The sequence below is a fragment of the Hathewaya histolytica genome (assembly GCF_901482605.1).
Classification (GTDB): Bacteria; Bacillota; Clostridia; order Clostridiales; family Clostridiaceae; genus Hathewaya; species Hathewaya histolytica.
Window position 1 is genome coordinate 1,377,904 of record NZ_LR590481.1, and the last position, 26,302, is coordinate 1,404,205.

At 28.5% G+C, this 26,302-nt stretch carries 26 protein-coding genes, 1 riboswitch and 1 other annotated feature; of the genes, 8 read left to right on the top strand and 18 right to left on the bottom strand.

Annotated elements, in window-relative coordinates; all coding sequences use genetic code 11:
• The first annotated feature begins 59 nt into the window (after positions 1–59).
• Positions 60–1,343 carry a methionine gamma-lyase family protein gene (locus FGL08_RS06695; RefSeq protein ID WP_138210045.1) on the top strand — a complete coding sequence of 428 codons (1,284 nt, stop codon included), beginning with the start codon at positions 60–62 and terminating at the stop codon, positions 1,341–1,343.
• A 48-nt stretch (positions 1,344–1,391) separates the two neighbouring features.
• Here the strand turns inward: FGL08_RS06695 and lexA are convergent, their stop codons facing one another.
• Complete coding sequence (lexA, locus tag FGL08_RS06700; protein ID WP_138210046.1) at positions 1,392–2,000, bottom strand: transcriptional repressor LexA; 609 nt, start codon at positions 1,998–2,000, stop codon at positions 1,392–1,394.
• Between the two features lie 166 nt (positions 2,001–2,166).
• Here lexA and FGL08_RS06705 point away from each other — a divergent pair, with 166 nt between their 5' ends.
• On the top strand, positions 2,167–2,697 hold the full coding sequence (locus tag FGL08_RS06705) for an ISAs1 family transposase (RefSeq protein ID WP_138210047.1): 531 nt from the start codon (positions 2,167–2,169) through the stop codon (positions 2,695–2,697).
• A gap of 238 nt (positions 2,698–2,935) precedes the next feature.
• A complete protein-coding gene (locus FGL08_RS06710) occupies positions 2,936–3,358 on the top strand; it encodes a hypothetical protein (protein WP_138210048.1) in 423 nt (140 codons plus the stop codon).
• Positions 3,359–3,433: 75 nt separating this feature from the next.
• Here FGL08_RS06710 and FGL08_RS06715 read toward each other — a convergent pair whose 3' ends face one another.
• Together FGL08_RS06715 and purB are read right to left on the bottom strand one after the other, a co-directional pair.
• The gene (locus tag FGL08_RS06715) at positions 3,434–4,423 is read right to left on the bottom strand and encodes a tyrosine recombinase XerC (RefSeq protein WP_138210049.1); all 990 of its coding nucleotides are present in this window, start codon (positions 4,421–4,423) and stop codon (positions 3,434–3,436) included.
• Positions 4,424–4,638: 215 nt separating this feature from the next.
• Positions 4,639–6,069, bottom strand: a complete 1,431-nt coding sequence (purB, locus tag FGL08_RS06720; protein ID WP_138210050.1) for an adenylosuccinate lyase — start codon at positions 6,067–6,069, stop codon at positions 4,639–4,641.
• A 231-nt stretch (positions 6,070–6,300) separates the two neighbouring features.
• Here purB and FGL08_RS06725 point away from each other — a divergent pair, with 231 nt between their 5' ends.
• On the top strand, positions 6,301–6,729 hold the full coding sequence (locus tag FGL08_RS06725) for a CBS domain-containing protein (protein WP_138210051.1): 429 nt from the start codon (positions 6,301–6,303) through the stop codon (positions 6,727–6,729).
• Positions 6,730–6,765: 36 nt separating this feature from the next.
• Here FGL08_RS06725 and FGL08_RS06730 read toward each other — a convergent pair whose 3' ends face one another.
• The 4 genes from FGL08_RS06730 to potA are packed head-to-tail and all read right to left on the bottom strand — an operon-like array spanning position 6,766 to position 10,454.
• A complete protein-coding gene (locus FGL08_RS06730) occupies positions 6,766–7,809 on the bottom strand; it encodes an ABC transporter substrate-binding protein (RefSeq protein ID WP_138210052.1) in 1,044 nt (347 codons plus the stop codon).
• Entirely contained in the window at positions 7,810–8,586 is a 777-nt protein-coding gene (locus FGL08_RS06735; RefSeq protein WP_138210053.1) for an ABC transporter permease, read from the bottom strand.
• Positions 8,580–9,401, bottom strand: coding sequence for an ABC transporter permease (locus tag FGL08_RS13375; RefSeq protein WP_171012002.1), 822 nt, complete (start codon positions 9,399–9,401; stop codon positions 8,580–8,582). Before FGL08_RS13375 ends, FGL08_RS06735 begins: the two co-directional genes overlap by 7 nt.
• The gene (potA, locus tag FGL08_RS13380) at positions 9,402–10,454 is read right to left on the bottom strand and encodes a spermidine/putrescine ABC transporter ATP-binding protein (protein WP_171012003.1); all 1,053 of its coding nucleotides are present in this window, start codon (positions 10,452–10,454) and stop codon (positions 9,402–9,404) included. It lies immediately after the preceding gene.
• 277 nt (positions 10,455–10,731) lie between these two features.
• Between potA and FGL08_RS06745 the strand changes: the two genes are divergently transcribed.
• A complete protein-coding gene (locus tag FGL08_RS06745; RefSeq protein WP_138210054.1) occupies positions 10,732–11,223 on the top strand; it encodes a YajQ family cyclic di-GMP-binding protein in 492 nt (163 codons plus the stop codon).
• Between the two features lie 39 nt (positions 11,224–11,262).
• Here FGL08_RS06745 and FGL08_RS13385 read toward each other — a convergent pair whose 3' ends face one another.
• Entirely contained in the window at positions 11,263–11,418 is a 156-nt protein-coding gene (locus FGL08_RS13385) for a hypothetical protein (RefSeq protein WP_171012004.1), read from the bottom strand.
• 67 nt (positions 11,419–11,485) lie between these two features.
• A complete protein-coding gene (gene thiC / locus FGL08_RS06750; RefSeq protein ID WP_138210055.1) occupies positions 11,486–12,793 on the bottom strand; it encodes a phosphomethylpyrimidine synthase ThiC in 1,308 nt (435 codons plus the stop codon).
• 82 nt (positions 12,794–12,875) lie between these two features.
• Positions 12,876–12,983, bottom strand: a riboswitch (TPP riboswitch).
• Positions 12,984–13,186: 203 nt separating this feature from the next.
• Here thiC and FGL08_RS06755 point away from each other — a divergent pair.
• Positions 13,187–14,365 carry an NAD(P)/FAD-dependent oxidoreductase gene (locus FGL08_RS06755; protein WP_138210056.1) on the top strand — a complete coding sequence of 393 codons (1,179 nt, stop codon included), beginning with the start codon at positions 13,187–13,189 and terminating at the stop codon, positions 14,363–14,365.
• A gap of 43 nt (positions 14,366–14,408) precedes the next feature.
• Here FGL08_RS06755 and FGL08_RS06760 read toward each other — a convergent pair whose 3' ends face one another.
• From FGL08_RS06760 to FGL08_RS06770, 3 genes are all read right to left on the bottom strand, one after another.
• Positions 14,409–15,797 carry an ADP-ribosylglycohydrolase family protein gene (locus tag FGL08_RS06760; protein WP_138210057.1) on the bottom strand — a complete coding sequence of 463 codons (1,389 nt, stop codon included), beginning with the start codon at positions 15,795–15,797 and terminating at the stop codon, positions 14,409–14,411.
• A 14-nt stretch (positions 15,798–15,811) separates the two neighbouring features.
• Entirely contained in the window at positions 15,812–16,498 is a 687-nt protein-coding gene (locus tag FGL08_RS06765; RefSeq protein WP_171012005.1) for a cysteine hydrolase family protein, read from the bottom strand.
• A gap of 80 nt (positions 16,499–16,578) precedes the next feature.
• Positions 16,579–17,730 carry a CapA family protein gene (locus tag FGL08_RS06770; protein WP_138210059.1) on the bottom strand — a complete coding sequence of 384 codons (1,152 nt, stop codon included), beginning with the start codon at positions 17,728–17,730 and terminating at the stop codon, positions 16,579–16,581.
• 220 nt (positions 17,731–17,950) lie between these two features.
• Positions 17,951–18,209 (top strand) — a binding site (T-box leader).
• A gap of 62 nt (positions 18,210–18,271) precedes the next feature.
• On the opposite strand from FGL08_RS06770, the gene asnA reads away from it, so the two are divergent.
• Together asnA and FGL08_RS06780 are read left to right on the top strand one after the other, a co-directional pair.
• Positions 18,272–19,285 (top strand): aspartate--ammonia ligase, encoded by a 1,014-nt coding sequence (asnA, locus tag FGL08_RS06775; RefSeq protein ID WP_138210060.1) that lies wholly within the window; start codon positions 18,272–18,274, stop codon positions 19,283–19,285.
• A 273-nt stretch (positions 19,286–19,558) separates the two neighbouring features.
• Positions 19,559–20,287, top strand: a complete 729-nt coding sequence (locus FGL08_RS06780) for an HAD-IB family hydrolase (protein ID WP_138210061.1) — start codon at positions 19,559–19,561, stop codon at positions 20,285–20,287.
• 27 nt (positions 20,288–20,314) lie between these two features.
• On the opposite strand, the gene gdhA is transcribed toward FGL08_RS06780, so the two are convergent.
• The 6 genes from gdhA to rny all read right to left on the bottom strand — a co-directional run bounded on the left by gdhA (position 20,315) and on the right by rny (position 26,170).
• Complete coding sequence (gene gdhA, locus FGL08_RS06785) at positions 20,315–21,682, bottom strand: NADP-specific glutamate dehydrogenase (protein ID WP_138210062.1); 1,368 nt, start codon at positions 21,680–21,682, stop codon at positions 20,315–20,317.
• Between the two features lie 158 nt (positions 21,683–21,840).
• On the bottom strand, positions 21,841–22,746 hold the full coding sequence (locus FGL08_RS06790; protein ID WP_415578689.1) for a MurR/RpiR family transcriptional regulator: 906 nt from the start codon (positions 22,744–22,746) through the stop codon (positions 21,841–21,843).
• Between the two features lie 110 nt (positions 22,747–22,856).
• Positions 22,857–23,402, bottom strand: a complete 546-nt coding sequence (gene mnmM, locus FGL08_RS06795; RefSeq protein WP_138210063.1) for a tRNA 5-(aminomethyl)-2-thiouridylate-methyltransferase MnmM — start codon at positions 23,400–23,402, stop codon at positions 22,857–22,859.
• Positions 23,403–23,413: 11 nt separating this feature from the next.
• Positions 23,414–24,127 carry a pseudouridine synthase gene (locus FGL08_RS06800; RefSeq protein ID WP_197733558.1) on the bottom strand — a complete coding sequence of 238 codons (714 nt, stop codon included), beginning with the start codon at positions 24,125–24,127 and terminating at the stop codon, positions 23,414–23,416.
• Between the two features lie 93 nt (positions 24,128–24,220).
• Positions 24,221–24,481, bottom strand: a complete 261-nt coding sequence (locus tag FGL08_RS06805) for a stage V sporulation protein S (RefSeq protein WP_138210065.1) — start codon at positions 24,479–24,481, stop codon at positions 24,221–24,223.
• A 144-nt stretch (positions 24,482–24,625) separates the two neighbouring features.
• Complete coding sequence (gene rny / locus FGL08_RS06810) at positions 24,626–26,170, bottom strand: ribonuclease Y (protein WP_138210066.1); 1,545 nt, start codon at positions 26,168–26,170, stop codon at positions 24,626–24,628.
• Between the last annotated feature and the right edge of the window lie 132 nt (positions 26,171–26,302).

Below are 26,302 nucleotides of genomic sequence, written 5' to 3' on the forward strand. Positions count from 1 at the left end.
GAATAGGATATATCCTATTCTTTATTATTCACTCAAGAATATAAGGGAAAGGTGATTTTATGTTAGACCAGACTTTAAATACATTAAAAGAATTTTATAATATTGATAAGGAAGTTATAAGTATATATGAACAAGCTTTAAGTGACACAAGAGATATCTTTAAATCCTTAGATGAAATTAGGGAATATAATCAATTAAAAGTTCTAAAAGCTTTTCAGGAAGAGAGAATAAGTGATATGCATTTTACTAACTCTACAGGATATGGCTACGGGGACATTGGAAGAGATACTCTTGATAAAGTCTTTGCTAGAGTATTTAACTGTGAATCTGCTTTAGTAAGACCTCACTTTGTAAATGGAACTCATGCTATAGGAACTGCACTTTTAGGTAATCTAAAGCCAGGAGATACCATGTTATCTGTTTGTGGTACTCCATACGATACATTACATAGTATTATCGGAATCACAGAAAACTCAAAAGGTTCTTTAAAGGAGCATGGAGTTAACTATAGATTAATAGATTTAAAAAACAATAAAGTCAATCTTGAAGAAGTTATAAAGGTTCTAAATAATGATAAATCTATAACTCTTGTACATATACAACGTTCTACAGGATATGGATGGAGACATTCTCTTCAAGTGTGTGAAATTAAAGAAATCATTGAGGCTGTAAAATCCGTACGTGAGGACATAATCTGCTTTGTAGACAATTGTTATGGTGAGTTTATAGATACTATAGAACCAACAGATGTAGGTGCTGACCTAATTGCAGGATCTTTAATAAAAAATATAGGCGGTGGGATAGCTCCAACAGGGGGTTATATTGTTGGAAAAGAATCTTATGTAGAAAATGCTTCTTATAGATTAACTGTTCCAGGTATTGGAGCAGAATGTGGCTCTACTTTTGGAGTTATGAGGACGTTATTCCAAGGATTGTTTTTAGCTTCTCACATATCAATGGAAGCCGTTAAAGGTGCTATATTATGCTCAAGAATTATGGAACTATTAGGTTTTGAAGTACTACCTAAATATAATGAAAAAAGAAGTGATATAATCCAATCTATTAAATTTAATGATAAAGAAAAGTTAATTCAATTTTGCAAGGGTATACAACAAGGTTCTCCTATAGATTCTTTTGTAGAATGTGAGCCATGGGATATGCCAGGATATGAAGATCAAGTAATTATGGCAGCAGGTGCATTTATTCAAGGTTCTTCTATTGAGCTTTCTGCTGATGCTCCTATTAGAGAACCTTATATTGCATATCTTCAAGGTGGACTTACCTTTGATCATTCTAAAATAGGGATTTTAATAGCAATTCAAAGAGTATTAAACTTAAAATAAATTAAAGAAATTTATAGACAGGTATTAAGGTACAAGTTTTGCTGTACCTTAATACCTTCTATATATGCCGACAAGTTTTCCAACAATAGAACATTCACTTACTATTATTGGTTCCATAGTGGAGTTTTCTGGTTGAAGTCTGTAATATCCATTTTCCTTAAAAAAACGTTTTATTGTAGCTTCATTATCAATAAGAGCCACTACAATGTCATTGTTTTGTGCCACATTACACTTTTCAATTATGGCATAGTCACCATCTAAAATCCCTGAATCAATCATACTTTCTCCTGAAACCTTTAACATAAATAATTCCTTATTATTTTTAACATAATTTAAAGGTAGTGAAAAAGTATCTTCTATGTTTTCTACGGCTAAAATCGGCTGTCCAGCAGTAACTTTTCCGATTATAGGTATATCAACCATTTCCTTTTTTATTAAAGACTCTTTTAATATCTCAATAGCTCTAGGCTTAGTTGGATCTCTTCTTATATAACCTTTTTGCTCAAGTCTTGACAAATGCCCATGTACTGTTGACGTAGAACTAAGTCCTACAGACTTACAAATTTCTCTTACAGAAGGGGGGTATCCCTTTGATTGAATTTGTGATTTTATATATTCATATATCTCTAGTTGTTTACTACCTTGTTTATTTGACATCTATTTCACCTCACTATGATAAAAAAATTATATCACATAGATAGTAAATAATCAAACTAATGTTCTAATTTTCTAAATTATTATATACCTATGCTATCAGGGCAAACGCATATAATTTTTAGGGCGTTAGCTCTTTTATTTTGTTGAAATAATGCTTATAATTTAAATTGTACAAAATGTTAAATTATTTTTTGAATCTATATTGAGAGATAAAATTACAGATATAAAAGTACAAACCCTTACTACTCATGATAAAGATCATGGGAGAATTGAAACAAGAAAATACTTTTTAGTTAATGAAATTGCATGGCTGGATAATAAAGAGGACTGGAAAAACATTCAATCCATAGGTATGGTTGAAAGAAAACGAATTGTAGGAGATAAAGAAACTTTTGAGCGAAGCTACTATATAACAAGTTTAGAGTCTATAGAGTTATTTTCAAATGCAGTTAGGCAACATTGGGGTATAGAAAATAAGCTTCATTGGGTTTTAGACGTATCTTTTAATGAAGATAAGTGTAGAGCTAGAAAAGATAATGCAGCTGAAAATTTGACTGTCTTACGACATTTAGCCTTAAATTTACTTAGACAAGAAAAAACTTTAAAGAAAAGTTTAAATATAAAAAAAGTTAGGTGTGCATTAGATAAAAAATATTTAGAAAAAGTTATCTTTGACCCTCTACGAGGTAAAGAATAAAAAGCATCTAAATACCACTAGGCGAAAACTAAGAATAACCTTCTTAATATTCAGTTTGTTTATGCTGTTTCTGTTTGATTATACATATTTTATAAAATGCATCTCTATATTGAAATAAATACAATATAAAGATGCGTTTGCCCTGTCTATGCTATGTTACGGTATTGATAAATTATAGCATTTATGATAAACTTAAAATTCATATAAAAATAAGTTGAATTTAAAAGAGGTTGATAATATGGATAAAGAAAATACAATTGACAATTCTATATGTCCTAAATGTGGTAAAGCTGATTTTTATTATATGGACGATATAAAATTTTGTAATATCTGTGGTGAATACATAGAACTAAAAAAAGACTCTTCTAGATCCATTAAGATTAATAAAGTTTATGATGATAAAATACATATGGGAACAGTAAAGCTAAATAAGAGTGATTTAAATAGAATAAAGCTTAACAATGATGACTTTGTAGTAGATAAAGATAACTTAGAGAAAAATATCATGTTAAATTATAAATTAGATACTAAAGAAGAATCATTTGATATTTTAGATATGGAAGGGTTATGGACTTATATAGAAGATGAGGATGGTTTATCAGAACTATTAGAAGATAAGTCTTTATATGAAAAAACTTCAAGGAAGAATACCCTGGTTTAATTACTATAAAAAAGAATACTGACAAATAATAATAGTTACAAAGATTAAAAGTCAAAGGTATTTATCCTTTGACTTTTAATCTTTGCTTAATGGATTTGCATAAACTGCATCTCTTAAATCTTCTTCATCTACATGTGTATATATTTCCGTTGTCGATATACTTTCGTGGCCTAAAAGACTTTGTATAGATCTAAGATCTACTTTACCGTACTTATACATTAGTGTAGCTGATGTATGTCTTAGCTTATGTGGTGTTAATACAGTGTAGTCTAAATTAGCTATTTGAACATATTTTTTGACTAAACGTTCAACAGCTCTTTGACTTATCCTTCTTTTTTTAGATGAAATAAATAAAGCATCTTTATCTTCATCAGGTACATAGGGGATAATAGTCTCTCTTATAGGTAAGTATTCATTAATTGCTTTCAAAGACGCTTTATTTAAATATGCCGTTCTCTCTTTATTCCCTTTACCTACTATTTTTAAAGTATCATCTTTTATTTTAGATATATTTATATTACAAAGTTCTGAAAGTCTAAGCCCACAATTTAAAAAAAGAGTTATAATGCAAAAATCCCTCTCCATATTCCTATCTTTACTATTCTTAACAGCTCTTAATAGATCTTTACTTTCCTCTAAATTTAAATAAATAGGGTGCCTTTTGGGGATTTTAGGCATCTCTAAATTTTCAGCAGGGTTTTGATGAATAATCAATTTAATATCATGTAAATATTTAAAAAATGACTTTAGTGCCGAAATTTTACGAGCTCTAGCATAATTACTATTATTTAAATAAAGCTCTGTAAAACTTATGAAGTTAATTAAATGATCTAAGGTTATAGACTTAATTTTTTTCATATCTATATTTAATATATCTATATCCTCAAATTTAATTTGTGATTTTTGTTCTTCCATTAGAATGTATTTAAAGAATAAGGTAAGATCAGAACGATATCCTTTAATGGAGTTAATAGATTGACCCTTAATAGAAAGAGAGTAGGTTAAAAAGTCTTTTAATATAGAAGGAAGGTTACTTTCAAAAATATCCAAATACTCTTTATTCATTACATAAGTCCCCCTCTACTATGTTTTTTAATAAAACGACGTTAAACTTTTATTTCACGTCGTTTTCTATATATGCCTTTATTTTATATTTTATACTATTACTATATATTTTTCTATAAAAAATATATAGTAGAAGTTTAAAATATTTTTTGTCTTCTACTATATAAATATAATACTGAAATTTATTTAACTAAATTATTTATCTATTTTAAGAATTAAACGTTTATTTCCGAATTAATACCAATTAAACTCTTATTGGCATCTAATATTGGATTTACATAGTTTTCTATAAAATCTTCAACCTGATTTGGAGCTCTTCCTACGAATTTTTGTGGATCTATAATACCTAGAATTTCTTCCTTGGACATTTTAAATGATGAATCTTCTATTATTCTTTGAATTAAATCGTTTTCAAGACCTAATTCTTTAACTTGCCTAGCTGCTTCCATAGAGTGTACTCTTATTTTCTCGTGGAGTTCTTGCCTATCTCCTCCCCTTTTAACAGCTTCCATCATAATATTCTCTGTAGCCATGAAAGGTAACTCACGATTTACATGAGCTTCTATTACTTTAGTATAAACAACTAGGTTACTAGAAACATTTAGATATAGGTTTAAAACTCCATCTAGAGCAAGGAAAGCTTCTGGTATAGCAATTCTCTTATTAGCAGAGTCATCCAAGGTTCTTTCAAACCATTGAGTTGCCGAAGTTATGGCAGGATTTAAAGAATTTACTATAATATATCTTGCAAGAGCGCCCATTCTTTCACTTCTCATAGGATTACGTTTATATGCCATAGCTGAAGAGCCTATCTGATTTTTTTCAAAAGGTTCTTCAATTTCCTTCATACTTTGAAGTAATCTTAAATCATTACTAAACTTATAAGCACTTTGAGCTATTTCAGATAAGGTATTTACTATAATGGAATCTACCTTTCTTGAATAAGTTTGACCTGTTACTGGGTATGTATCTTTGAATCCCATCTTTTCTGCAACCATTTTATCTAGTGATTTAACTTTACTCTCATCCTCATTAAAAAGCTTCATAAAGCTTGCTTGTGTTCCAGTTGTACCTTTTACACCTCTTAATTTAAGATTTGAAATTACAAAATCTAAGTTTTCAAGGTCTAATAATAATTCTTCCATCCATAGGGTTGCCCTTTTGCCTACAGTAGTAAGCTGTGCAGGTTGAAAATGTGTGAAACCCAATGTAGGTATATTCTTATTTTCTAAAGCAAATTTTTTCAAAGAATCTATTACACTTATTAATTTCTTTTTAGTTAAAATTAGAGCCTCTTTCATTACTATAAGGTCCGTATTATCACCAACATAACATGAAGTAGCACCTAGATGTATAATTCCCTTAGCTGTAGGACATTGAAGACCATAAGCATATACATGACTCATTACGTCATGTCTAATCTCTTTTTCTTTTTTCTCAGCATCTTCATAATTTATATTATCTAAGTTACTTTTTAGTTCCTCTATTTGCTCTTCTGAAATACTAAGGCCTAGCTCTTTTTCACTTTCTGCTAGTGCTAGCCATAACTTTCTCCAAGTTTTAAATTTCATTTCATCAGAGAATATATAAGACATTTCAGGTGATGCATATCTTGAATTTAATGGTGTGCTATACTTGTTTCTCATGTTTACCTCCACACGTACAAAAATTTAATTTATATACTATTTATTCATATTATAGCATATAGTTATTTTTTTTGTAACAGTTTCGTTCGTGTTTTACATAATTTTATTTTATAATTAATATTATATTACTTTTTTCTTAAAGATTTTTCAATGTTTATACAATTATAATTTTCTTATTTTATGTTATAATACTATTAAGATAAGAAACATAAAAAAGGATGGTTTTTTAAAATGAATATAGCATTTTTTCTTACACCTAAAATTGAAGTTGTTTATGTAACTGAAAATTCTACTTTAGGTAAGACACTTAAAATCATGGAAAAAAACAAATACAGTGCAATTCCAATAATTGATGATAAGGGTAAATATGTAGGTACTTTAACAGAAGGCGATATCCTATGGTACATACAAGAAAAATTAAATAAAAATAATTTAAATTTAGAAAATATATATATAACTCCTTTAAAACAGATATCAAGAAAAGTTAAAAATTCTCCCGTGAAAATTAATTCAAACATTGAAAACTTAATTACACTTTCTATATCTCAAAATTTTGTACCTGTTGTAGATGATGAAAATACCTTTATAGGTATAATAAAAAGAAGTATTATAATTAACTTTTGCTATGAAGAATTAAAAACTACTAAGGAATGTATATAAAAAAGCTCGCTAATATGCGAGCTTTTTTATATACATTTATTTTGCTTTTACATTTGTCCATACTTTATCATATTCTTTTATAAAGTTACCTAGGTCTATAAATACTTCACTTTTTTTTATAACTTCATCACTTGGATAAGCCGTAGGATTTTCTATGATTTCTTTAGGTAATAATTTTTGCGCTTCCTTATTGGGAGTTGAATATCCTATGTATTCTACATTCTTTTTAGATATTTCAGCTTCAGTCATAAAATTAATAAACATTTCAGCTTCTTTTTTATGTTCGCTTCCCTTAGGAATTACCATATTATCAAACCATAGGTTAGTTCCTTCTTTAGGAATAACATATTCTAAATTCTCGTTATTTTCCATCATGGTTAAGGCATCTCCTGACCAAACTACAGCTATAGCGGCCTCTCCTTCTACCATCTGGTCTTTAACTTCATCACCAACATAAGCATATACTAATGGTTTTTGTTTCATTAGTTCTTCTTTTGCTTTGTTTAGCTCATTTGTATTCTTGGAATTTACAGAATAACCTAGTTTTTTTAGAGCAATTCCAATAGAATCTCTTTGACTATCTAACATAAGTATTTGACCTTTATATTTAGGATTCCAAATATCATTCCAACTTGTAATCTCGTCTTTTATCATTTTAGTATTATATATTATACCTAATGTTCCCCACATATAAGGAACTGAATATTCATTGTTAGGATCAAAAGGCAAGTGTTTAAATCTACTATCTATTTGTGCATAATTTTTTATATTATTAAAATCAATTTTTTCTAGTAACCCTTCATTCACCATTTTAGTTATCATATAATCAGATGGAATGGCTAAATCATATTGTCCAGGGGAATTTTTTAATTTCACGTACATCTCTTCATTCGTTGCGAACTCATTATATCTAACCTTTATATTAGTTCTATTTTCAAATTCTTTGATTAAATCTTTATCCATATAATCTCCCCAATTATATATCCTAAGCTCTTTTTTCTTACTACCACAACCTAATGGAAGTAATATTATAGTACTAAGTAAGACCATTCCTAAAATACAGGATAAAAACTTTTTCATCTAATTTTTTTCTCCCTTCAAACTCTTCTTATTAATTACTAATAACAGTATAAGAACTGTTAAAAACATTAGTGTAGACAATGCATTAATTTTAGGGTTTATTCCCTTTCTAGCCATAGAATAAATATTAATTGAAAGATTTGATACTCCAGAACCTGTATTAAAGAAACTTATTACGAAATCATCAATAGATAATGTAAATGCTATTAATGCCCCTGATATTATCCCTTCTTTAATTTCTGGTAAAATTACTTTTCTTAATGCATATAAAGGTGTAGCACCTAAATCTAGAGCAGCCTCTAATATATTTTTAGGAAGTTGTTTTAATTTAGGCATAATGGCAAGTACTACATAAGGAGTACAAAAACTTATATGAGCTAAGAGCATAGTTAAAAAGCCCTTCTCTATTCTCATTAAATTAAATAACAACATAAGTCCTACAGCAGTTACTATGTCAGGATTTAAAACTGGTAAATAGTTTAAATTTAGTAATAACTTTTTCATATGTATTGAGGAGTTATGAATGCCGATAGCTGCAAAGGTTCCCAAAATAGTAGAAATTAAAGCAGCAAGCAATGCTATAAGTATGGTGTAGTATAATGCTTTTAATATCTGCGTATCATTAAATAAACCTACATACCACTTTAAAGTAAAACCACTCCATCGTACTCTTGACTTAGAATTGTTAAAAGAAAAAATTATTAATACCAGTATAGGGGCATATAAAAATAAGTATACAAGAAAACTATATAATTTCTTCATAAAAGACTTTACCATAATCCGCTACCCCCACTTTCTTCTCTATCATATTTAGATACAAATCTCATGGAAAATAAAATTAGTATCATCATTATAATGGATACTGCAGAACCAAAGTTCCAATCTCCCACTACTAGGAATTGCTGTTCTATTAAATTTCCAATAAGCATATACTGTCCTCCACCAAGTAGTCTTGATATAACAAAGGTAGTTACAGCAGGCATAAAAACCATAGTTATTCCTGAAACAACTCCAGATAAACTTAGTGGGAAAATAATTTTAGTAAATACAATAAAGCTATTAGCCCCTAAATCTTTAGCAGCCTCTATCAAATTTTTATCCATTTTATTTAATACAGTGTATATAGGGAGTACCATAAAGGGTAAAAAGTTATACACCATACCTAATAATACCGCACTATCATTGTATAATAGGTCTAAACTTTTAAATCCAATTAAATTCAAGAAGGAATTTATAAATCCATTCTTCCCTAGAATAGCCATCCATGCATAAGTTCTTAATAAGAAATTCATCCACATTGGTAAAACTAATAGGAGAATTAATATGTTCTTTTTTCTATTAGGTAATGTAGTTAGTATGTATGCCATAGGATAGCCTATTATAAGACATAATAATGTAGAAATAAGTGCAAGTTTAATTGAACGTATTAAAATATTTATATATAAAGGATCTAAAAAGTTTTTATAATGTGATAAAGTAAATGTAAAACTTCTACCATCAATACTAAAACTGAAAAAAGCTATCAATAGTAGTGGAAATACTATAAATATAACATTCCAAATTATATAAGGATAAGAAGTGTATTTTTTCATTTATATCTCCTCTTTTTCAGCTTTCATTATATGTATATCGTCTGGATATATATCAAGGCCTATTGTATTTCCAATCTCTACATGTTTTGTATTATGTAAAAGCCACGCATAATCTTCATCACCCTTAACAACTATTTCATAATGTACACCCTTGAAGGTTACAGATTCTACTATACCTTTTAACTTTCCTTTATCACTATCTACAATTTTAATATCTTCTGGTCTTATAACTACTTGAACTTCTTTATTTGAATTTGGTCTTTTATCAACACATTTAAATTTAACATTGAAAAATTCTACTAGATAATCTTCTTCCATTACGGCAGGGATTATATTTGATTCTCCTATAAACTTCGCAACAAAGGAGTTTTTAGGTTCGTTATATATATCTTCTGGTACACCCATTTGTTGAATTATACCCTTATCCATAACTATTATTTTATCAGACATGGTAAGTGCTTCTTCCTGGTCATGTGTTACATATATAAAAGTTATACCTATCTCTTGTTGCATATGTTTTAATTCTATCTGCATTTCTTTTCTTAGTTTCAAATCTAATGCGCCTAGAGGCTCATCTAGAAGCAATACTTTTGGTTCATTGACTAACGCTCTTGCAATGGCTATTCGTTGCTGCTGTCCTCCACTTAAAGAGGTTATCTTTCTTTTTTCATATCCTTCTAGATTTACTAACCTTAACATTTTTTTTATTCTTTTTTCTATTTCATCTTTATGTAGCTTTTTAATTTTAAGTCCAAATGCGATATTTTCATATACGTTCATATGTGGGAACAAAGCATACTTCTGAAATACAGTATTTATCTGTCTTTCATACGGTGGTGTGTTGTTTATTTCTTTTCCCTCAAATATAATATTCCCTAATGTAGGTGTTTCAAATCCTCCTATCATTCTAAGTGTTGTAGTCTTACCACATCCACTTGGTCCTAATAAGGTTAAAAACTCATTTTTCTTAACGACAAAATTAATATCTTTTAATATCTGTACACCGTCATATTCTTTAGAGATTCCATTAATTTCGATTATATTTTCATCCATTGGCTTCACCCCTACTAATATTATTAAAGATTTATTATACTTTTAAAATAAACCACCTTTAATTCTATAAAAAAAAACTAATAAATTCAATCTTTCTTTTTAAATTTTTTAATTTTCCTGTTTTTCTTGTTATTTTATATAAATAAACTAATTTATCACATAATTCTTTTATTATACTCCTATATTTATAGTATATATATTTTTTATATTTATACATTGATTAAAATGCATATATTTGCTAATATAATTTTGAATACTTATGAAAGAGGTGTTTTATATGGCAACTACTTATTCTTTTGATATAGTATCAGAGGTTGATCTTCAAGAAGTAGATAATGCAATCAATCAAGCTGTAAGAGAAATTACTAATAGATATGACTTTAAAGGATGTACAGCTAATATTGAGAGAACTGAAGAAGAAATAAAAGTTCATGGTGAAGATGAGTATAAGTTAAATGCAATGAAAGATATACTAGATGCAAAACTAATAAAAAGAGGACTATCTGTAAAAGCCTTAGATTATGGTAAAATTGAAAATGCTTCCATGGGAACTTTAAGACAAGTAGCAAAAATAGTTAAGGGGATTTCTAAGGATAAAGCAAAAGCTGTAGTTTCAGACATTAAGGAAAGTAAATTAAAAGTTCAAACTCAAATTATGGATAACCAAATTAGGGTCCAAGGTAAGGATAAAGATTCCCTTCAACAAGTCATATCTATGTTAAAAGGTAATGACTACGGAATAGATCTTCAATTTATAAATTATAGGTAAAAAATAAAAGTATTCACTATTAAGTGAATACTTTTATTTTTATTTATCAAATAGACCTCCAGTTTTCTTAGTTCTTTTAGCCCCCATTACATAACCAATAGATTTATCTGGTCTATTTTTTTTAGAATTGTTATTACCCTTATTCTTTTTAGCTTCAATTAACTCTTTCATCTTATTTATAGTATTTTTATCCATGAAAAAACTCCTTATTAATTTCTTATTAATTATTATTTTACGAGTTTTTCTTTATTTTAGTCAAGCATTATTCTTGAATTATATCTACTTTCTTACCTTCTAAAGTTTTATTCATATTTCTAATAGCACACATTTTTCCACACATAGTACATGTGTCATTATGCTGGGGTTTAGATTCATTTCTATATTTTCTAGCCTTCTCTGGATTTATAGATAAATTAAATTGAGTTTCCCAATCTAAAGTCTTTCTTGCCTGACCCATTTTACTATCCCACTCTTTGGCCTTTTTTATCCCTTTAGCTAAATCTCCAGCATGAGCAGCTATTTTAGTGGCTATAATACCTTCTATCATATCATCTAAATTGGGAAGTCTTAAATGCTCTGCAGGAGTAACGTAGCATAAGAAGTCCGCTCCATAGGATGAGGCCATGGCACCTCCTATAGCACTAGTAATATGATCATATCCAGGAGCAATATCTGTAACAATAGGTCCTAAGACATAAAATGGTGCATCAAAACAAAACTTTTTCTCTAGTAGAACATTTGTTTCTATTTCGTTTATAGGTATATGACCTGGACCTTCTACTATTACTTGAACGTTTTTCTCTCTAGCTCTTTTCACAAGTTCTCCTAAAACCATAAGCTCTTCTATTTGTATATGATCTGTAGCATCATCAATGCATCCTGGTCTACAGGCGTCTCCTAAACTTACAGTAACATCATGTTTATAGCATATATCTAATATCTTGTCGTAATACTCATACAAAGGATTTTCTGCATTGTTATAATTCATCCAGGCAAATATTAAAGTTCCCCCTCTAGAAACTAAGTTTAATGTCCTTGGGAACTTTTTTAGTGTATCTAAGGACTTTTTAGTAACACCAGCGTGAATAGTCATAAAATCTACACCATCTTCTGCGTGAGCTTCTATAACTTCTAAAAGGTTTTCTAAGGTAAGTTCGTGTAGTTCTTTATTATGAAAACCTAATGCATCATACATAGGAACTGTTCCTATCATAGATGGAGATTTTTCTATAAGTTTTTTTCTAAAGGTTTTAGTTTCACCATAGCAACTTAAATCCATTATAGCTTCTGCTTTCATTTCTATAGCTTTTCTAACTTTTTTCATTTCCATGTCTATGTTAGAGCAGTCTTTTGAAATACCTAAATTAACATTTATTTTAGTAGACATACCCTTTCCTATACCATATGGATGAATATTTTTATGATTTTTATTGCAAGGTATTACAACACTTCCTTTTCTAATATTTGAAATTAATTCTTGAATCTCAATACCTTCTTCTCTAGCTACTATCTCCATTTCCTTTGTTATAATGCCTAATTTAGCAGCTTCTAGTTGTGTAGAATAATTCATATGTATTTCCCCCTTATAAAAAAATAAAGAGCCTATAAAAGGCCCTCATATGCAGTATAAAATATAAAAATGCTCATAATCATTTTTAATTTAAGTACTTCCCTGCGCTAGTATTATCTAAATCAGGTTATGAGGGTCTGAAATAACATTTCACTCTCAGCCTATTATATAAGCTCCCCTAGCAAATATTAAGTTTTATAATAATATTATAACATTATAGCAGTATCAATAAAAGTAATTTTACTAAACTTCAACATGTATTTTTTATTATATACAAATTATATATAAATTGATTATATATAATAATATTAATTATAATGTTTTGTGAAGATATAAAAATAATAGTATAATATAATAAAAATATATATTACCATACTAGTGAGGTGAAAGTTTTTGAAAAATATTATAATTATAGGAAATGGCTGTGCTGGGTACAATGCAGCTAAAGCTATAAGAGAAAAAGATAAAAATTCAAATATAGTAATTATATCAAATGAAAATTTATTAACTTATTATAGACCATTACTTTCAGATTATTTGAATGAAGATAAAATAGATAGTAAATTTTACTTATCCAAAGACGAGTGGTATGAGGAAAATTCAATTGAATTAAAGTTAGGAATTAATATTGATAAAATAGATACAAAAGAAAAAAAAGTTTATTTTAATAATAATTTTATAGCTTATGATGAATTAATAATAGCTACAGGAAGTAATAATATATTCCCATCCATACCTGGACACGATAAAAAAGGTGTATTTACTTTAAAAGATATGGAAGATTTAAATAATATAAAATCATGGATGAAAACTTGTAAGAAAGTTATCGTTGTAGGTGGTGGAATTCTTGGACTTGAAGCTGCTTGGGAACTAAAACTAGCTGGTTTTAGTGTATCCGTTATAGAGGCTGCTTCACATATAATGAATAAACAATTAGATTCAGAAGCATCCGATATATTAAGAAATTCTTTAGAGGATAAAGGTGTAGAAATATATACAAATACTATGTTAGAGGAAATAAAAGGATTAGAAAAGGTATCTAGTATTAAGCTTTCAAAAAATATAGTCCTAGATGCTGATATGGTTATTTTCTCTGTTGGTATAAAACCAAATATTCCTGTAATAACTGGAAGTTCCATTGAAATAAATAGGGGAATACTTGTAAATAAAAATATGGAGACCAATATTGAAAATGTATATGCCTGTGGTGATGTTTGTGAACTAGAAGGAAGAGTTTACGGAAATTGGCCTGCATCTATACTTATGGGGAAAGTTGCAGGAGCAAATTCTATTGGTGAAAATTTAGCTTTTAAAGGTTATAAGGATTCTATAAATTTCGTAGGTGCAGACCTTAAAGTATTTAGTATAGGTTTTATACCTAATAAAGATTCCATTTCTATGCAATACTTAGATAAAGAAAATAAAATATATAAAAAGGTATTTTTCCAAGATAATATATTAATAGGTGCAATTTTAATTGGGGATATTAAGCCAGCAATGAAATTAATGAAATCTTTAAATAAGTTGTCTTTGGAAGAATTTATTCAAGAATATAAAGAATTTATTTCTTAATATAAACTTTTTAAAATAGTAAAAGTGGGAAATCCCACTTTTACTATTTTTCATATTTTTTTATTATATCAAAATTCCATCTACAAAACTCTTCTAAACTAAATTCTTCATTATCTCTTACATATGTGCAAATCTCATCACCAATTGGTGATACCCATTTTTCATAATCTATGCCTTCTAAACCATTTATTATACCAATGATACTTGCTATTTGGGCTGCATTACAATCCACATCTTGTCCTTCCATGGAGATTATATTCATTGTCTTATCAAAATCTAAGTTTCCAAACCAAAGGGCAATTACTTCTGCTGCTGCATTAGGGTATGCATGAATCCAATTATAAGTTTTATATTTTTCTTCACATATACTCCAACATTCTTGCCAGGATTCTTTTTCCATACATAATTCTAAAGCATGATTTACTACTGAGTAATATTCACTATCACTTGGTATAGTATTTACTGCAAGTTTTAAGATCTCTTTTATATCATTTTCAACAAAAGCAAGAGAAGTCATTACAGCATTAAATATTTCTCCCATAATACCATTATTATGATGTGATACCTCTCCATCATAATAAGCTAACTTTGCAGCCATATATGGATCTCCAGGTGCAACAAATCCACATACTACACCTCTCATTTGAGCTCCTATCCACTCTCTATATGGATTATTCAAATAACCACTATATGGTGGAAATATTCCCATTCTTATATTTTTTAGTGCAATATCTTCTGCAGACCAACCTGAAGGAATCAATCCTACCCATTCCTTAGCAATATCCTTAGACTTAATACTATAGCCTTTCTTTTCAAAAGCTTTTAGAAAAGCAATTTCATAGGTAATATCATCATTAAATGTATTAGGTTTTCTTACATATTCATTTATTTCTCCAAACTTATTTTTAAGTTGTTCAGAAGTATAACCTTCTATAGCAGTACCTAATGCCCCTGCACATATCTGATATACCCACGCTGCTTTTAATTTATTATAAAATTTGTTATCAATATTAACTTTGGGATATTTAGGGAAATCTATTTCTTTTTCATATTCTAAAAAATTCTCATAAACCTTAAATTTCCAATATGGATTATCTTCATCTTTTTCTGCGTTGTTTAATTCATAAAAAATTTCAGCAGTTATTTGATGTAATAAATACATATTATTATTTTTTAAAGCCTCTAAACCTTTTTCGAAAAGTATTTCAGCTTCTTGAACCTTATAACCCATATTTTCTACGGATTGAATTGCACCGATTAAAACTTTTTCTGGTGCATAGGAACCAGGTACGTGGCTATCCCATAATAATCTTATTTTACCGTCTTCATCGATTAGTGTCTTTTTATAAGAATCCCAAGTCTGTTCTTCCTCATCTAAAATCTTAGGTATTGCATTTTTTCTAAGTGTAAGTTCATATTCCCAAGCTTTCATTAGTTAACTCCCCTTTATTCTATTGTTTTTATAACCTCAATTCCATTAGCTATCATGCTATTTAAAAATAAAATATTTGAAATATCGTCATTGTGACCATTAGCGCTAAAAGTATCCACCATATTTACAGGAACAATAACTCTAGAATTCCTGTTATGCTCATTAAAATAAGTTTTTAAGGTTAAGGCAAACTGATATATACATATGTCAGTACACCCTCCTACAACTACATAATTATTGAATTCATTCTCTTTTCCGAAATGTTTTTTTAGAACCTCTTCAGGATTATATGATAAAAAAGCATTAGTAGAATTTTTTTCTAATTGAATTATAGAGTTTATGTTCTTTAGTTCTGAAATTAACTCACACTCTTCAGTACCTACTACACAGTGTGTAGGATATGAATCGAATTCTATAGAACTTTTCTCATGGCTATCTTTATATGCAAGAATAGGGTAATTATTATGATGGAACTTAGTACTTATATCCACTATATTAGGAATAAGATTTTCCATATTTTTTGAATACAAGTTTCCACCTTTAGAAAAACCATTTATCATATCTATAATAACTAATACTGTATTACTAGGTAAATTGTTTACAGATATAACTTTTTCATAAGCTTTATCTATATTATCTACAATGATTTTAAATTCTTCTTGAAAGCCCTCATAACTTAATAAATTCCTATTTAATATCATATACCTCATCCCCTTTCTATTAAATTATAACTTGATTATAAATTCGGAATATTTACTTGTCAATGAAAGTATATCTTTTTCTAATTTCTGATAATATTTTGTATATATCTTAAGGTTTCTTCTCTCCTACTTTCTAAAATTTTTACATCTCTTAAATCCTTAACGTTTAAATTTTTGTATTGTTTCTTATCTATGAGAGGAATAAGATACATCTTTTTGTTTTTTTCATATATAGTCAAGGGAATATACTCTAAGTCTGAAACTTTATATTCGTTTTTGCTTTTTTCTAGTTTAAGTTTTATTAAGTAATTAACTTCATATTTATTAGCATTATAGATATTGTTCATAGATAAGAAGTTAGAATTATTATTTAACCGCATGGTGTTTTTTTCTTTATTTACTTCTATAAAATTATTATTATTATAGTTTATAATATAGTTATTTTCTTTTTTATTCAATATAGATATTATTTCATTTGCCTTATGTTTTGGTATGCTATTATCGTTAATCATAGTAAAAATAATTTCAGCTTTTTTTTCTTTTAAGCATTCTATGTCTTTATCTATTTTTTTAGAGCATGCTGCTATATCATTTACATTTAAAGAAGAAATATGATTATAAAGATTAGTGTTTGAAACATCTTCAGTTAGATTATAATCTACAAAACCTACATTTACTCCATCTATATTAATAATTTTATATTCTTTATCTGTCAAGTTATCTTTTAATCCTAGAACGTTTAATTTACTGTTTTTTAAAACATCTAAACTTTCAAAAAGAGCTTTATTTCCCTTATTAAAAACATTTTCAACATTAGTATTAATTATATCTACTCCTATATTATTTAAAGCATTGGTAAATTCTGAAGAAGTAGTATTTTTTAATAAACTTTCACTTAAATTAAATATAGATATAGTTTTCTTCATACTTTTTTTCATATATGATAAAAATTCATCCATGCTCTGATTGTATTTAAGTAGTCTTTTATGTATACTTTTATCAATTTTTATATTCCCACCAATAATTATTTCTATATTATTGGAATTGGAATCTTTATTTGATACTAAAAGATTTTTATCCAATTTTATAGATGAACTTTGGGCATCTTTAGGAGAAAGGCTTAAATTATTTAATTCAGTAGCTTTAAATAAACTTATACTCAAAATTGATATCATGAAAGTTATGGCCATCATATATAATAATCTTTTTTTCTTTTTTATCTTTTTATTCACCTTCACCACTCCTTATAATTTACATATAATGTATTATACAACAACTGTTAATATATGTAAACACAAAGTGATGAGTAGTTTTATATTTAAACTTATTAAAAAATAAATTATTATACTTAATAATGCAATAAAAAATACTATATCACTTAGTGTAAAAGGTGAACATTACCTCTTGACATAACTATAATTTAGTTATAAAATAGTTTATAAATTTTATATTTTATAAACTATGAAGAGAAGAGTAGATATTTATTAAAGTTTCAGCGAGCCAATGAGAGTGTGAGATTGGTACTAAGATTTATATTGAAGAACATCTCTGAGTTTCTAACCGAACTTGTTAAAATAGTAGGCTTAGACGGAGCCTTACCGTTACATTAAGGACAGTATCAAATTAAAGTATAACATTTCGTACTGATTAATAAGTGAGTCTTTTGACTAATTAGGGTGGTACCGCGAATTCACAACCTTTCGTCCCTGCGAGGATGAGGGGTTTTTTTATTTTCATTTACAAAAGATATTATTTAATGAAGGAGAGATTTAAATGGTGGATTTAGAAAAATTGGAATTAACTTTTAAGAAAACTACAAGAGATATAAAAACTACAGAAATTAATATTAAAAGAATTAAAGATTTTTTTGAAAATAAATTAGCAAAGGAATTAAATTTAATAAGGGTATCAGCTCCTCTATTTGTTAAAAAAAATAGTGGTATGAATGATAATCTTAATGGATACGAAAGACCTGTATCCTTTGATGCTAAAAATATTAACGACAATCTAGAAATTGTTCAATCTTTAGCTAAATGGAAAAGAATGGCCTTAGCAGCTTATAACTTCAATATAAATGAAGGTTTATATACAGATATGAATGCTATAAGAAGAGATGAGGATTTAGATAAAATACATTCATTTTATGTAGATCAATGGGATTGGGAAAAAATAATTTCAAAAGAAAATAGGACATTAGATACTTTGAAAGTTACTGTAAATTCTATATATAAGGTTTTTAAAGAAACAGAAGAATATATTCAAACATTTGTTGATGGATACAAAAAAGTATTGCCAGATTCTATATTCTTTATTACATCTCAAGAACTAGAAGATATGTATCCAGAACTTACCCCAAAAGAAAGAGAAAATAAAATTGCCTATGAGAAAAAAGCAGTATTTTTAATGAAAATAGGTGATATTTTAAATAGTGGCAAAAAACATGATGGACGTTCACCAGATTATGATGATTGGAACTTAAATGGAGATATATTATTTTGGTATCCTGAATTGGAGTCTGTCTTAGAGGTTTCATCAATGGGTATTAGAGTAGATGAAAAATCTTTAATGGAACAACTACAAAAAAGCAATTTAACTGATAGAAAAGAATTACCTTATCATAAGGCATTACTTCAGGGTAAGTTACCATATACAATTGGTGGCGGTATTGGTCAATCAAGAATATGTATGTTCTTCTTAAAGAAAAAACATATAGGTGAAGTTCAATGCTCTATTTGGGATGAAGAAACTCTATGCCTTTGCCAAAAAGACGGAATAGACTTACTATAAAACAAAAAATCATAAACATTAAATTGTTTATGATTTTTTCTAAATATGTACAAATTAATTACTAAATAAAATTTATCAATAATAATATTTACTCTTTTTAGATAAGATATTAGTATAGTTATTTATATGTTTTATAAAATCATTTTTAATAAAGTATTGAGTTTTTTATCTATGTTCTATATAATAATTATTAATATCCTTAACTATAATTTCCATGGAAATAAATGCAATCAATGTTTTAATATACGATGAATATAAAGGAGTGGATTTATAATGTCTAAAAAAATAGCAGCTTTCTTTGATATAGATGGTACTTTATACAGGGAAGGATTAATAACGGAGGTATTTAAAAAACTGATTAAGAGTGAAATAATAGAAAATTCTAGATGGTATAATGAAGTTAGACCATATTATATAAAATGGGATCGTAGACAAGGTAACTATGATAATTATCTATTAAAAATGGCTGATATTTATACTGAGGCCATTAAAGGACTTCATCAATCACAGGTAGACTTCATTGCAGATTTGGTAATAAAACAAAAGGGCGATAGAGTTTATACTTATACTCGAGATAGCATAAAATATCATAAAGATAATGGACATTTAGTTATAGCAATATCTGGTAGTCCCATAGAACTTGTAACTTATATGAGCCGTAAGTATGGGTTTACAGATTTTATTGGAAGTGTATACGAAATAGATCATAATAATAAATATACTGGAAATATTAGACCTATGTGGGATAGTTCAAACAAGCAGAAAGCTATAGCTTATTTTTGTGAAAAGTATGGTATAGATCTTTCAAAAAGTTTTGCCTATGGGGATACTTCTGGAGATTTTACTATGTTAAAATCAGTTGGAAATCCTGTAACTATAAATCCTACTAAAGAACTTTTATCGAAAATAATGGATTGTAGCGAAATAAAAGAAAAGATTAAAATCATAGTTGAAAGAAAAGATGTTGTTTACAACTTAAAACCGGAAAATATAGAATTTTAAAAGACAGCCAATATGGCTGTCTTTTTATTAATATATCCCCTGTGAATGCATTGCTTCAGCAACTTTAACAAAACCTGCTATGTTAGCGCCTGCAACTAAGTTATATCCTAATCCATAACTTTCAGCAGAGTTTTTAGCATTATCATGAATGTTTCTCATTATATGATATAGTTTAGAATCCACCTCTTCATATGTCCAAGATAATCTCATACTATTTTGTGACATTTCTAAAGCTGATACAGCTACTCCTCCAGCATTAGCAGCCTTTGCAGGACCAACTATTACTCCATTCTCTAAAAAATATTGAATGGCTTCATTTGTGCAAGGCATATTGGCAGCTTCACATACAAATCTAACATTGTTTTGCACTATTTGCTTAGCATGTTCTAAATGAATATCATTTTGTGTTGCACATGGTATTATAATATCAACATTAGTTGCCCAAGGTTTTTCGCCTTTAAAAAACTGAACTCCGAATTTATCTGCATAATCTTGCACCCTATCTCTGCCAGAATCCCTCATTTCTACTAAGTAGTTTATTTTTTCTTCAGTTATTATACCATCTTTATCATAAATATATCCATCTGGACCTGAAAGTGTAACAACCTTACCTCCAAGTTCAGCAACCTTTTTACACACCCCCCAAGCAACATTACCGAACCCTGAAATTGCAACAGTCTTTCCTTTAATATCTTCTCCTTCATGATGTAACATTTCTTGGCAAAAATAACTTACTCCAAAACCTGTGGCTTCAGGCCTTATTAAACTTCCACCGTAAGATAACCCCTTACCAGTTAAAACTCCATTTTGAAATGCTCCTCTTAACCTTCTATAGTATCCGTAAAGGTATCCTATTTCTCTTGTACCTACTCCAATATCTCCAGCTGGAATATCGACATCTGGACCTATATGTCTATATAGTTCAGTCATAAAGCTTTCACAGAATCTTCTTATTTCTGAATCAGACTTTCCTCTAGGATCAAAATCTGAACCACCTTTTCCTCCTCCAATTGGGAGACCAGTTAATGAGTTTTTAAGAATTTGTTCAAAACCTAAAAACTTTATTATGCCTAAATATACTGATGGATGAAATCTTAACCCACCTTTATAAGGTCCTACAGATCCGTTAAATTGAACCCTAAAGCCACGATTCACGTGCACATTTCCTTCATCATCAACCCAAGGCACCTTAAACATAATTTGTCTTTCAGGCTCACAAAATCTTTCTAATAGGTTTTCTTTAATGTATTCTGGGTGCTTATCCAAAACAGGAGTTAAAGACATTAAAACTTCTTCCACTGCTTGAATAAATTCAAGTTCACAAACATTTCTTTTTTTTACATTCTCAATTACTTTGGAAATATACGCTTTTGAATCCAAGTTTTCTTGATTCATGATAAAACCTCCTAAGGCACAGAAAAATTTTAATTTAATAAATATAAAAAACTAGTATTTATATTTACTAGTTTTTTTATATTCTATACTTATATAACATTTCCTTCTAAAGGTAACAAAAAACATTTAAACACTACTATGTTTTGCATTATGTTATATTAATATTCATTTTTTTTATCTTTATAGGAGTATACGCCATATTCTTGCCAGATATCTTCTAAGTCAGTAAAGGTCTTTGAGATTTTCTCTTTTTCTCTTAATCCAACAGCAATTATCAATGCGTTAATAATACTAAGTGGTGCAACTAATGAATCAACAAATGATGCCATGTTACTTTGAGCAATCAATGTTAAATCAGCTTTAGATGCAAGTGGTGAAAGAAGGCTGTCAGTTATAGCTACAACCTTTGCATTTCTACTTTGAGCAAAATTTAAAGCTTCAATTGTTCTAGTAGCATACCTTGGAAATCCTATACCAATTACTAAATCTTCATCAGATACATTTAGCATTTGTTCAAAGATATCGCTTACACCATAAGCTACTACTTTAACATTATCTAGTATTAAACTTAGGTAAAACCCTAGAAATTCTGCAATGGCACTAGAACTTCTAAGACCGATTATATATACAGTCTTAGATTTAAATAAAGAGTCCACTACAGTATCAAAGGTTTTGTGATTTATTTTTTCGAGAGTTGCTCTTATGTTTTCCATGTCGGATTTTAAAACACCTTTTAAAGCGTTTTCTTGTGTAATATAATCATTGGAAAGTTCTATTCTTTGTACTGTTGTAAGTTTATTTTTAATCATTTCTTGTAATGCTTTTTGAAGTTTTGGATATCCACTAAACCCTAATTCATTTGCAAATCTTACCACAGTAGACTCGCTTACTCCAACACTTATCCCAAGTTTTGCAGCAGTCATAAAAGCAGCTTTATCATAATGCTTTAAAATATATTCTGCAATCAACTTTTGTCCTTTACTTAACCTTGGAAATTTAACTTGTATAATTCTCATTAAATCTTTATCTTTCATAACTTTCATCAAATCCTTATTTTGTTCCATATAAATTACCCCTCTTTTATATTTCGCAATAAATATTTCAATATATTAAAACATGAAATATTATCTTCATTTTATCATTATTTGAAATTTATATCAACATAAATTTCATTTTACTTTTTTTCAATGACTATTAAAAGAGGTGCAGACTCACTTCTATTTAAAAACGTGTGTAAAGTTATAGCATATTTTGACTTATCTAAAGATTGTAAAAAAGGAAGTAGAATTTCTTCTTCCTGTTTCCCTGCCTTATGTCCTATATAAAGACATATACTAATTATTCCCTTAGAATTTAAATTACCCAGTGCTTGTTTTATACTCTCTAAACTAAATTCAGCTTTTGTAGTTATAGTTTTATCACCACCTGGTAAAAAACCTAAGTTATACATAAAACAATCTGCCTTTATATGACCTAAGTATTCTTTTATTTTACTATGAGAATCTTCTATTAATATTACATTAGAGATATTTTTATTCTTGTAATTATCAATAGCACTTTTTTGAATATCAAAAGAGTATACTGTTTTAAAAGTTTTACATAAGAAATCTGTATCATACCCATTTCCTAGTGTACAATCTACTGCTACATTAAAATTAGTACAATAATTTTTTATTATATCTTGTGCCATAAGGCTAACATCTTTTGCATACAAAAACATTAAGATTCCTCCTATAAGCTTCTTATATATTCTAATTCTTTATAGGTTAGATTTCTCCATTTTCCTTCTTTTAAATCACCTATCACTATATCACCTATGGATATTCTTTTCAAAGTTATTACTGGATGCCCTATAGAATCACACATTCTTCTTATTTGTCTATTTTTACCTTCATGTATTTTTATCTCTACTGTGCAATCATTCTCTCTTTTGTTTAAAATCCTAAGTTTACTTTTAGCCGTAATATATCCACCAATATCCACTCCATTTTCAAAAGTTTTTATCTCATCTTTTGTAGGAATCCCTTTTATTTTAGCTATATAAGTTTTATCAACTTCTCTTCTTGGATGAATGATTTTATTATATATATCTCCATCATTGGTAAGTAACAATATACCAGATGTCATATAATCAAGTCTTCCTATAGGGTAAATTCTTTCTTTTACGTTTACTAAATCTAATACAGTATTTCTATCCTTTTCATCTTTTACTGTTGTAACATATTTTATAGGTTTATTTAACATGATATACACTTTGTTTTCTTCTTTTTTAATTACTTTATTATCAACTTCTATTATATCTTTTATAGGATCTACTTTTACCCCTAGTTCTTTCTCAAGTAATCCGTTAACTTTTACTCTTCCCTCTAATATAATGAATTCACATTTTCTTCTTGAAGCTATTCCACATTCCGCCATATACTTTTGTAGTCTTTCCAAATAAATCACCTTTTCTAATTTATATTTACACAATTTATATAATACAACAAAATAAAAAAAACATGAAGGATAATCCTCATGTTTTTTATTTTATTAGTATTATTTTGTTTGAACAATAAATTTAATAGCTGTTCTTTCCTCTCCGTCAATTTCTATATCCGTAAAAGCAGGTACACACACAAGATCCATACCACTCGGTGCTACGAATCCTCTTGCTATAGCTATAGCTTTAACAGCTTGATTAATTGCACCTGCACCAATAGCTTGAATTTCTGCAATTTTGCTTTCTCTTACAACCCCTGCTAAGGCACCTGCAACAGAATTAGGATTTGACTTTGCTGAAACTTTTAATATTTCCATAGTATACCTCCTACTAGTTCATTACTATATAAATTTCTTTCTTCTTATAATATTCTACAAATAGAAAAAAAATCCTTTTATTTTGAGCTTAAAAAACTCATTTTAAAAGGATTTTTACATATTTAACATTTTATTCATATATATTTATTTAGCATATTCTACAGCTCTAGTTTCTCTTATTACATTTACTTTTATTTGTCCTGGATACTCTAATTCATTTTCAATTCTTTTTATGATATTTCTAGCCATCTCAATTGCAGTAGCGTCATCTACCACTTCTGGTTTAACCATTATTCTTACTTCTCTTCCGGCTTGAATTGCAAAAGATTTTTCTACTCCTTCATAGGAATTAGCTATTTCTTCTAACTTTTCAAGTCTCTTAATGTAAGCTTCTAAGGTTTCTCTTCTAGCGCCTGGTCTTGCTGCAGAAATAGCATCTGCTGCTTGAACTAAGATTGCTTCTACAGATTGTGTTTCAACATCCCCGTGATGGGCAGCAATAGCATTTACTACTATAGGTGACTCATGATACTTTTTAGCAATTTCGGCACCAATTAAAGCATGTGGTCCCTCTACTTCATGATCCACAGCTTTACCTATATCGTGAAGTAAGCCTACTCTTTTTGCTATAGATGGATCTAAACCTAATTCAGATGCCATTATACCACATAAATATGAAACCTCAATTGAATGTTTTAGAACATTTTGACCATAACTTGTTCTGTATTTAAGTCTTCCTAATAATCTTATAAGTTCAGAATGAAGTCCGTGTACTCCCGTTTCAAATGTTGCTTGTTCACCTTCTTCTCTTATTACATTATCAACTTCTTTTTTAGCCTTATCTACCATCTCTTCAATTCTAGCAGGATGTATACGTCCATCAACTATTAATTTCTCAAGAGCTATTTTCGCAACTTCTCTTCTTATAGGATCAAAACCTGAAATTATTACTGCTTCTGGAGTATCATCAATAATTAGATCTATTCCTGTTAAAGTTTCAAGAGTTCTTATATTTCTTCCTTCTCTTCCGATTATTCTACCCTTCATTTCATCGTTTGGAAGGGGAACTACATTGACAGTAGATTCAGCTACATGATCTGCAGCGCATCTTTGAATAGCACACGTAATGATTTCACGAGCCTTTTTATCTGCTTCTTCTTTGGCTTTAGTTTCAACCTCTTTAATCATTATAGCAGCGTCATGTGTTATTTCCTTCTTAATTTCTTCAAGAAGTATTTCTTTAGCTTGTTCAGAACTTAAACTAGATATATTCTCTAATTCAGTTCTTTGTGCTTCGTAAAGTTTACTTATCTCGCCCTCTAAAGCCTCAACTTCTTGTTGCCTGTTATTAAGGGTTTCTTCCTTCTTTTCTAAAGCTATACTTTTTTTATCAAGTAATTCTTCTCTTTGTATGTTTCTTCTTTCTAGCCTTTGAATTTCATTTCTTCTTTCTCTTGATTCTTTTTCTAAATCAGAACGAAGTCTATGGACTTCCTCCTTAGCCTCTAAAAGAGCTTCTTTTTTCTTTGATTCTGCACTTTTCTTTGCTTCCTCAATTATTTTATCTGCGTCTTCTTGTGACTTAACTATGTTCGCTTGAGATATATTTTTTCTTACATAAATTAAAACAAATATACCAATTAATGCAACTATAACAGCTGCAAGTACAAGCATTATTGAACTTTCCATAAAACAACACCTCCTTTTGTAAAAATAATAGCATTTTTAAAAGCTAGAAAAAGGTGTTATATTTAAAAAATTGGTAACAATTGATATACTAAACCAGCATTTATTTTTATTTTATATTACTTTTTTAATTGT

Bases quoted from the DNA above. Each gene is read 5' to 3' on its own strand.
- FGL08_RS06695 (WP_138210045.1), top strand. From the start codon at position 60: ATGTTAGACCAGACTTTAAATACATTAAAAGAATTTTATAATATTGAT.
- lexA (WP_138210046.1), bottom strand. From the start codon at position 2,000: ATGTCAAATAAACAAGGTAGTAAACAACTAGAGATATATGAATATATA.
- FGL08_RS06710 (WP_138210048.1), top strand. From the start codon at position 2,936: ATGGATAAAGAAAATACAATTGACAATTCTATATGTCCTAAATGTGGT.
- FGL08_RS06715 (WP_138210049.1), bottom strand. From the start codon at position 4,423: ATGAATAAAGAGTATTTGGATATTTTTGAAAGTAACCTTCCTTCTATA.
- purB (WP_138210050.1), bottom strand. From the start codon at position 6,069: ATGAGAAACAAGTATAGCACACCATTAAATTCAAGATATGCATCACCT.
- FGL08_RS06725 (WP_138210051.1), top strand. From the start codon at position 6,301: ATGAATATAGCATTTTTTCTTACACCTAAAATTGAAGTTGTTTATGTA.
- FGL08_RS06730 (WP_138210052.1), bottom strand. From the start codon at position 7,809: ATGAAAAAGTTTTTATCCTGTATTTTAGGAATGGTCTTACTTAGTACT.
- FGL08_RS06735 (WP_138210053.1), bottom strand. From the start codon at position 8,586: ATGGTAAAGTCTTTTATGAAGAAATTATATAGTTTTCTTGTATACTTA.
- FGL08_RS13375 (WP_171012002.1), bottom strand. From the start codon at position 9,401: ATGAAAAAATACACTTCTTATCCTTATATAATTTGGAATGTTATATTT.
- potA (WP_171012003.1), bottom strand. From the start codon at position 10,454: ATGGATGAAAATATAATCGAAATTAATGGAATCTCTAAAGAATATGAC.
- FGL08_RS06745 (WP_138210054.1), top strand. From the start codon at position 10,732: ATGGCAACTACTTATTCTTTTGATATAGTATCAGAGGTTGATCTTCAA.
- FGL08_RS13385 (WP_171012004.1), bottom strand. From the start codon at position 11,418: ATGGATAAAAATACTATAAATAAGATGAAAGAGTTAATTGAAGCTAAA.
- thiC (WP_138210055.1), bottom strand. From the start codon at position 12,793: ATGAATTATTCTACACAACTAGAAGCTGCTAAATTAGGCATTATAACA.
- FGL08_RS06760 (WP_138210057.1), bottom strand. From the start codon at position 15,797: ATGAAAGCTTGGGAATATGAACTTACACTTAGAAAAAATGCAATACCT.
- FGL08_RS06765 (WP_171012005.1), bottom strand. From the start codon at position 16,498: ATGATATTAAATAGGAATTTATTAAGTTATGAGGGCTTTCAAGAAGAA.
- asnA (WP_138210060.1), top strand. From the start codon at position 18,272: ATGGTGGATTTAGAAAAATTGGAATTAACTTTTAAGAAAACTACAAGA.
- FGL08_RS06780 (WP_138210061.1), top strand. From the start codon at position 19,559: ATGTCTAAAAAAATAGCAGCTTTCTTTGATATAGATGGTACTTTATAC.
- gdhA (WP_138210062.1), bottom strand. From the start codon at position 21,682: ATGAATCAAGAAAACTTGGATTCAAAAGCGTATATTTCCAAAGTAATT.
- FGL08_RS06790 (WP_415578689.1), bottom strand. From the start codon at position 22,746: ATGGAACAAAATAAGGATTTGATGAAAGTTATGAAAGATAAAGATTTA.
- mnmM (WP_138210063.1), bottom strand. From the start codon at position 23,402: ATGTTTTTGTATGCAAAAGATGTTAGCCTTATGGCACAAGATATAATA.
- FGL08_RS06805 (WP_138210065.1), bottom strand. From the start codon at position 24,481: ATGGAAATATTAAAAGTTTCAGCAAAGTCAAATCCTAATTCTGTTGCA.
- rny (WP_138210066.1), bottom strand. From the start codon at position 26,170: ATGGAAAGTTCAATAATGCTTGTACTTGCAGCTGTTATAGTTGCATTA.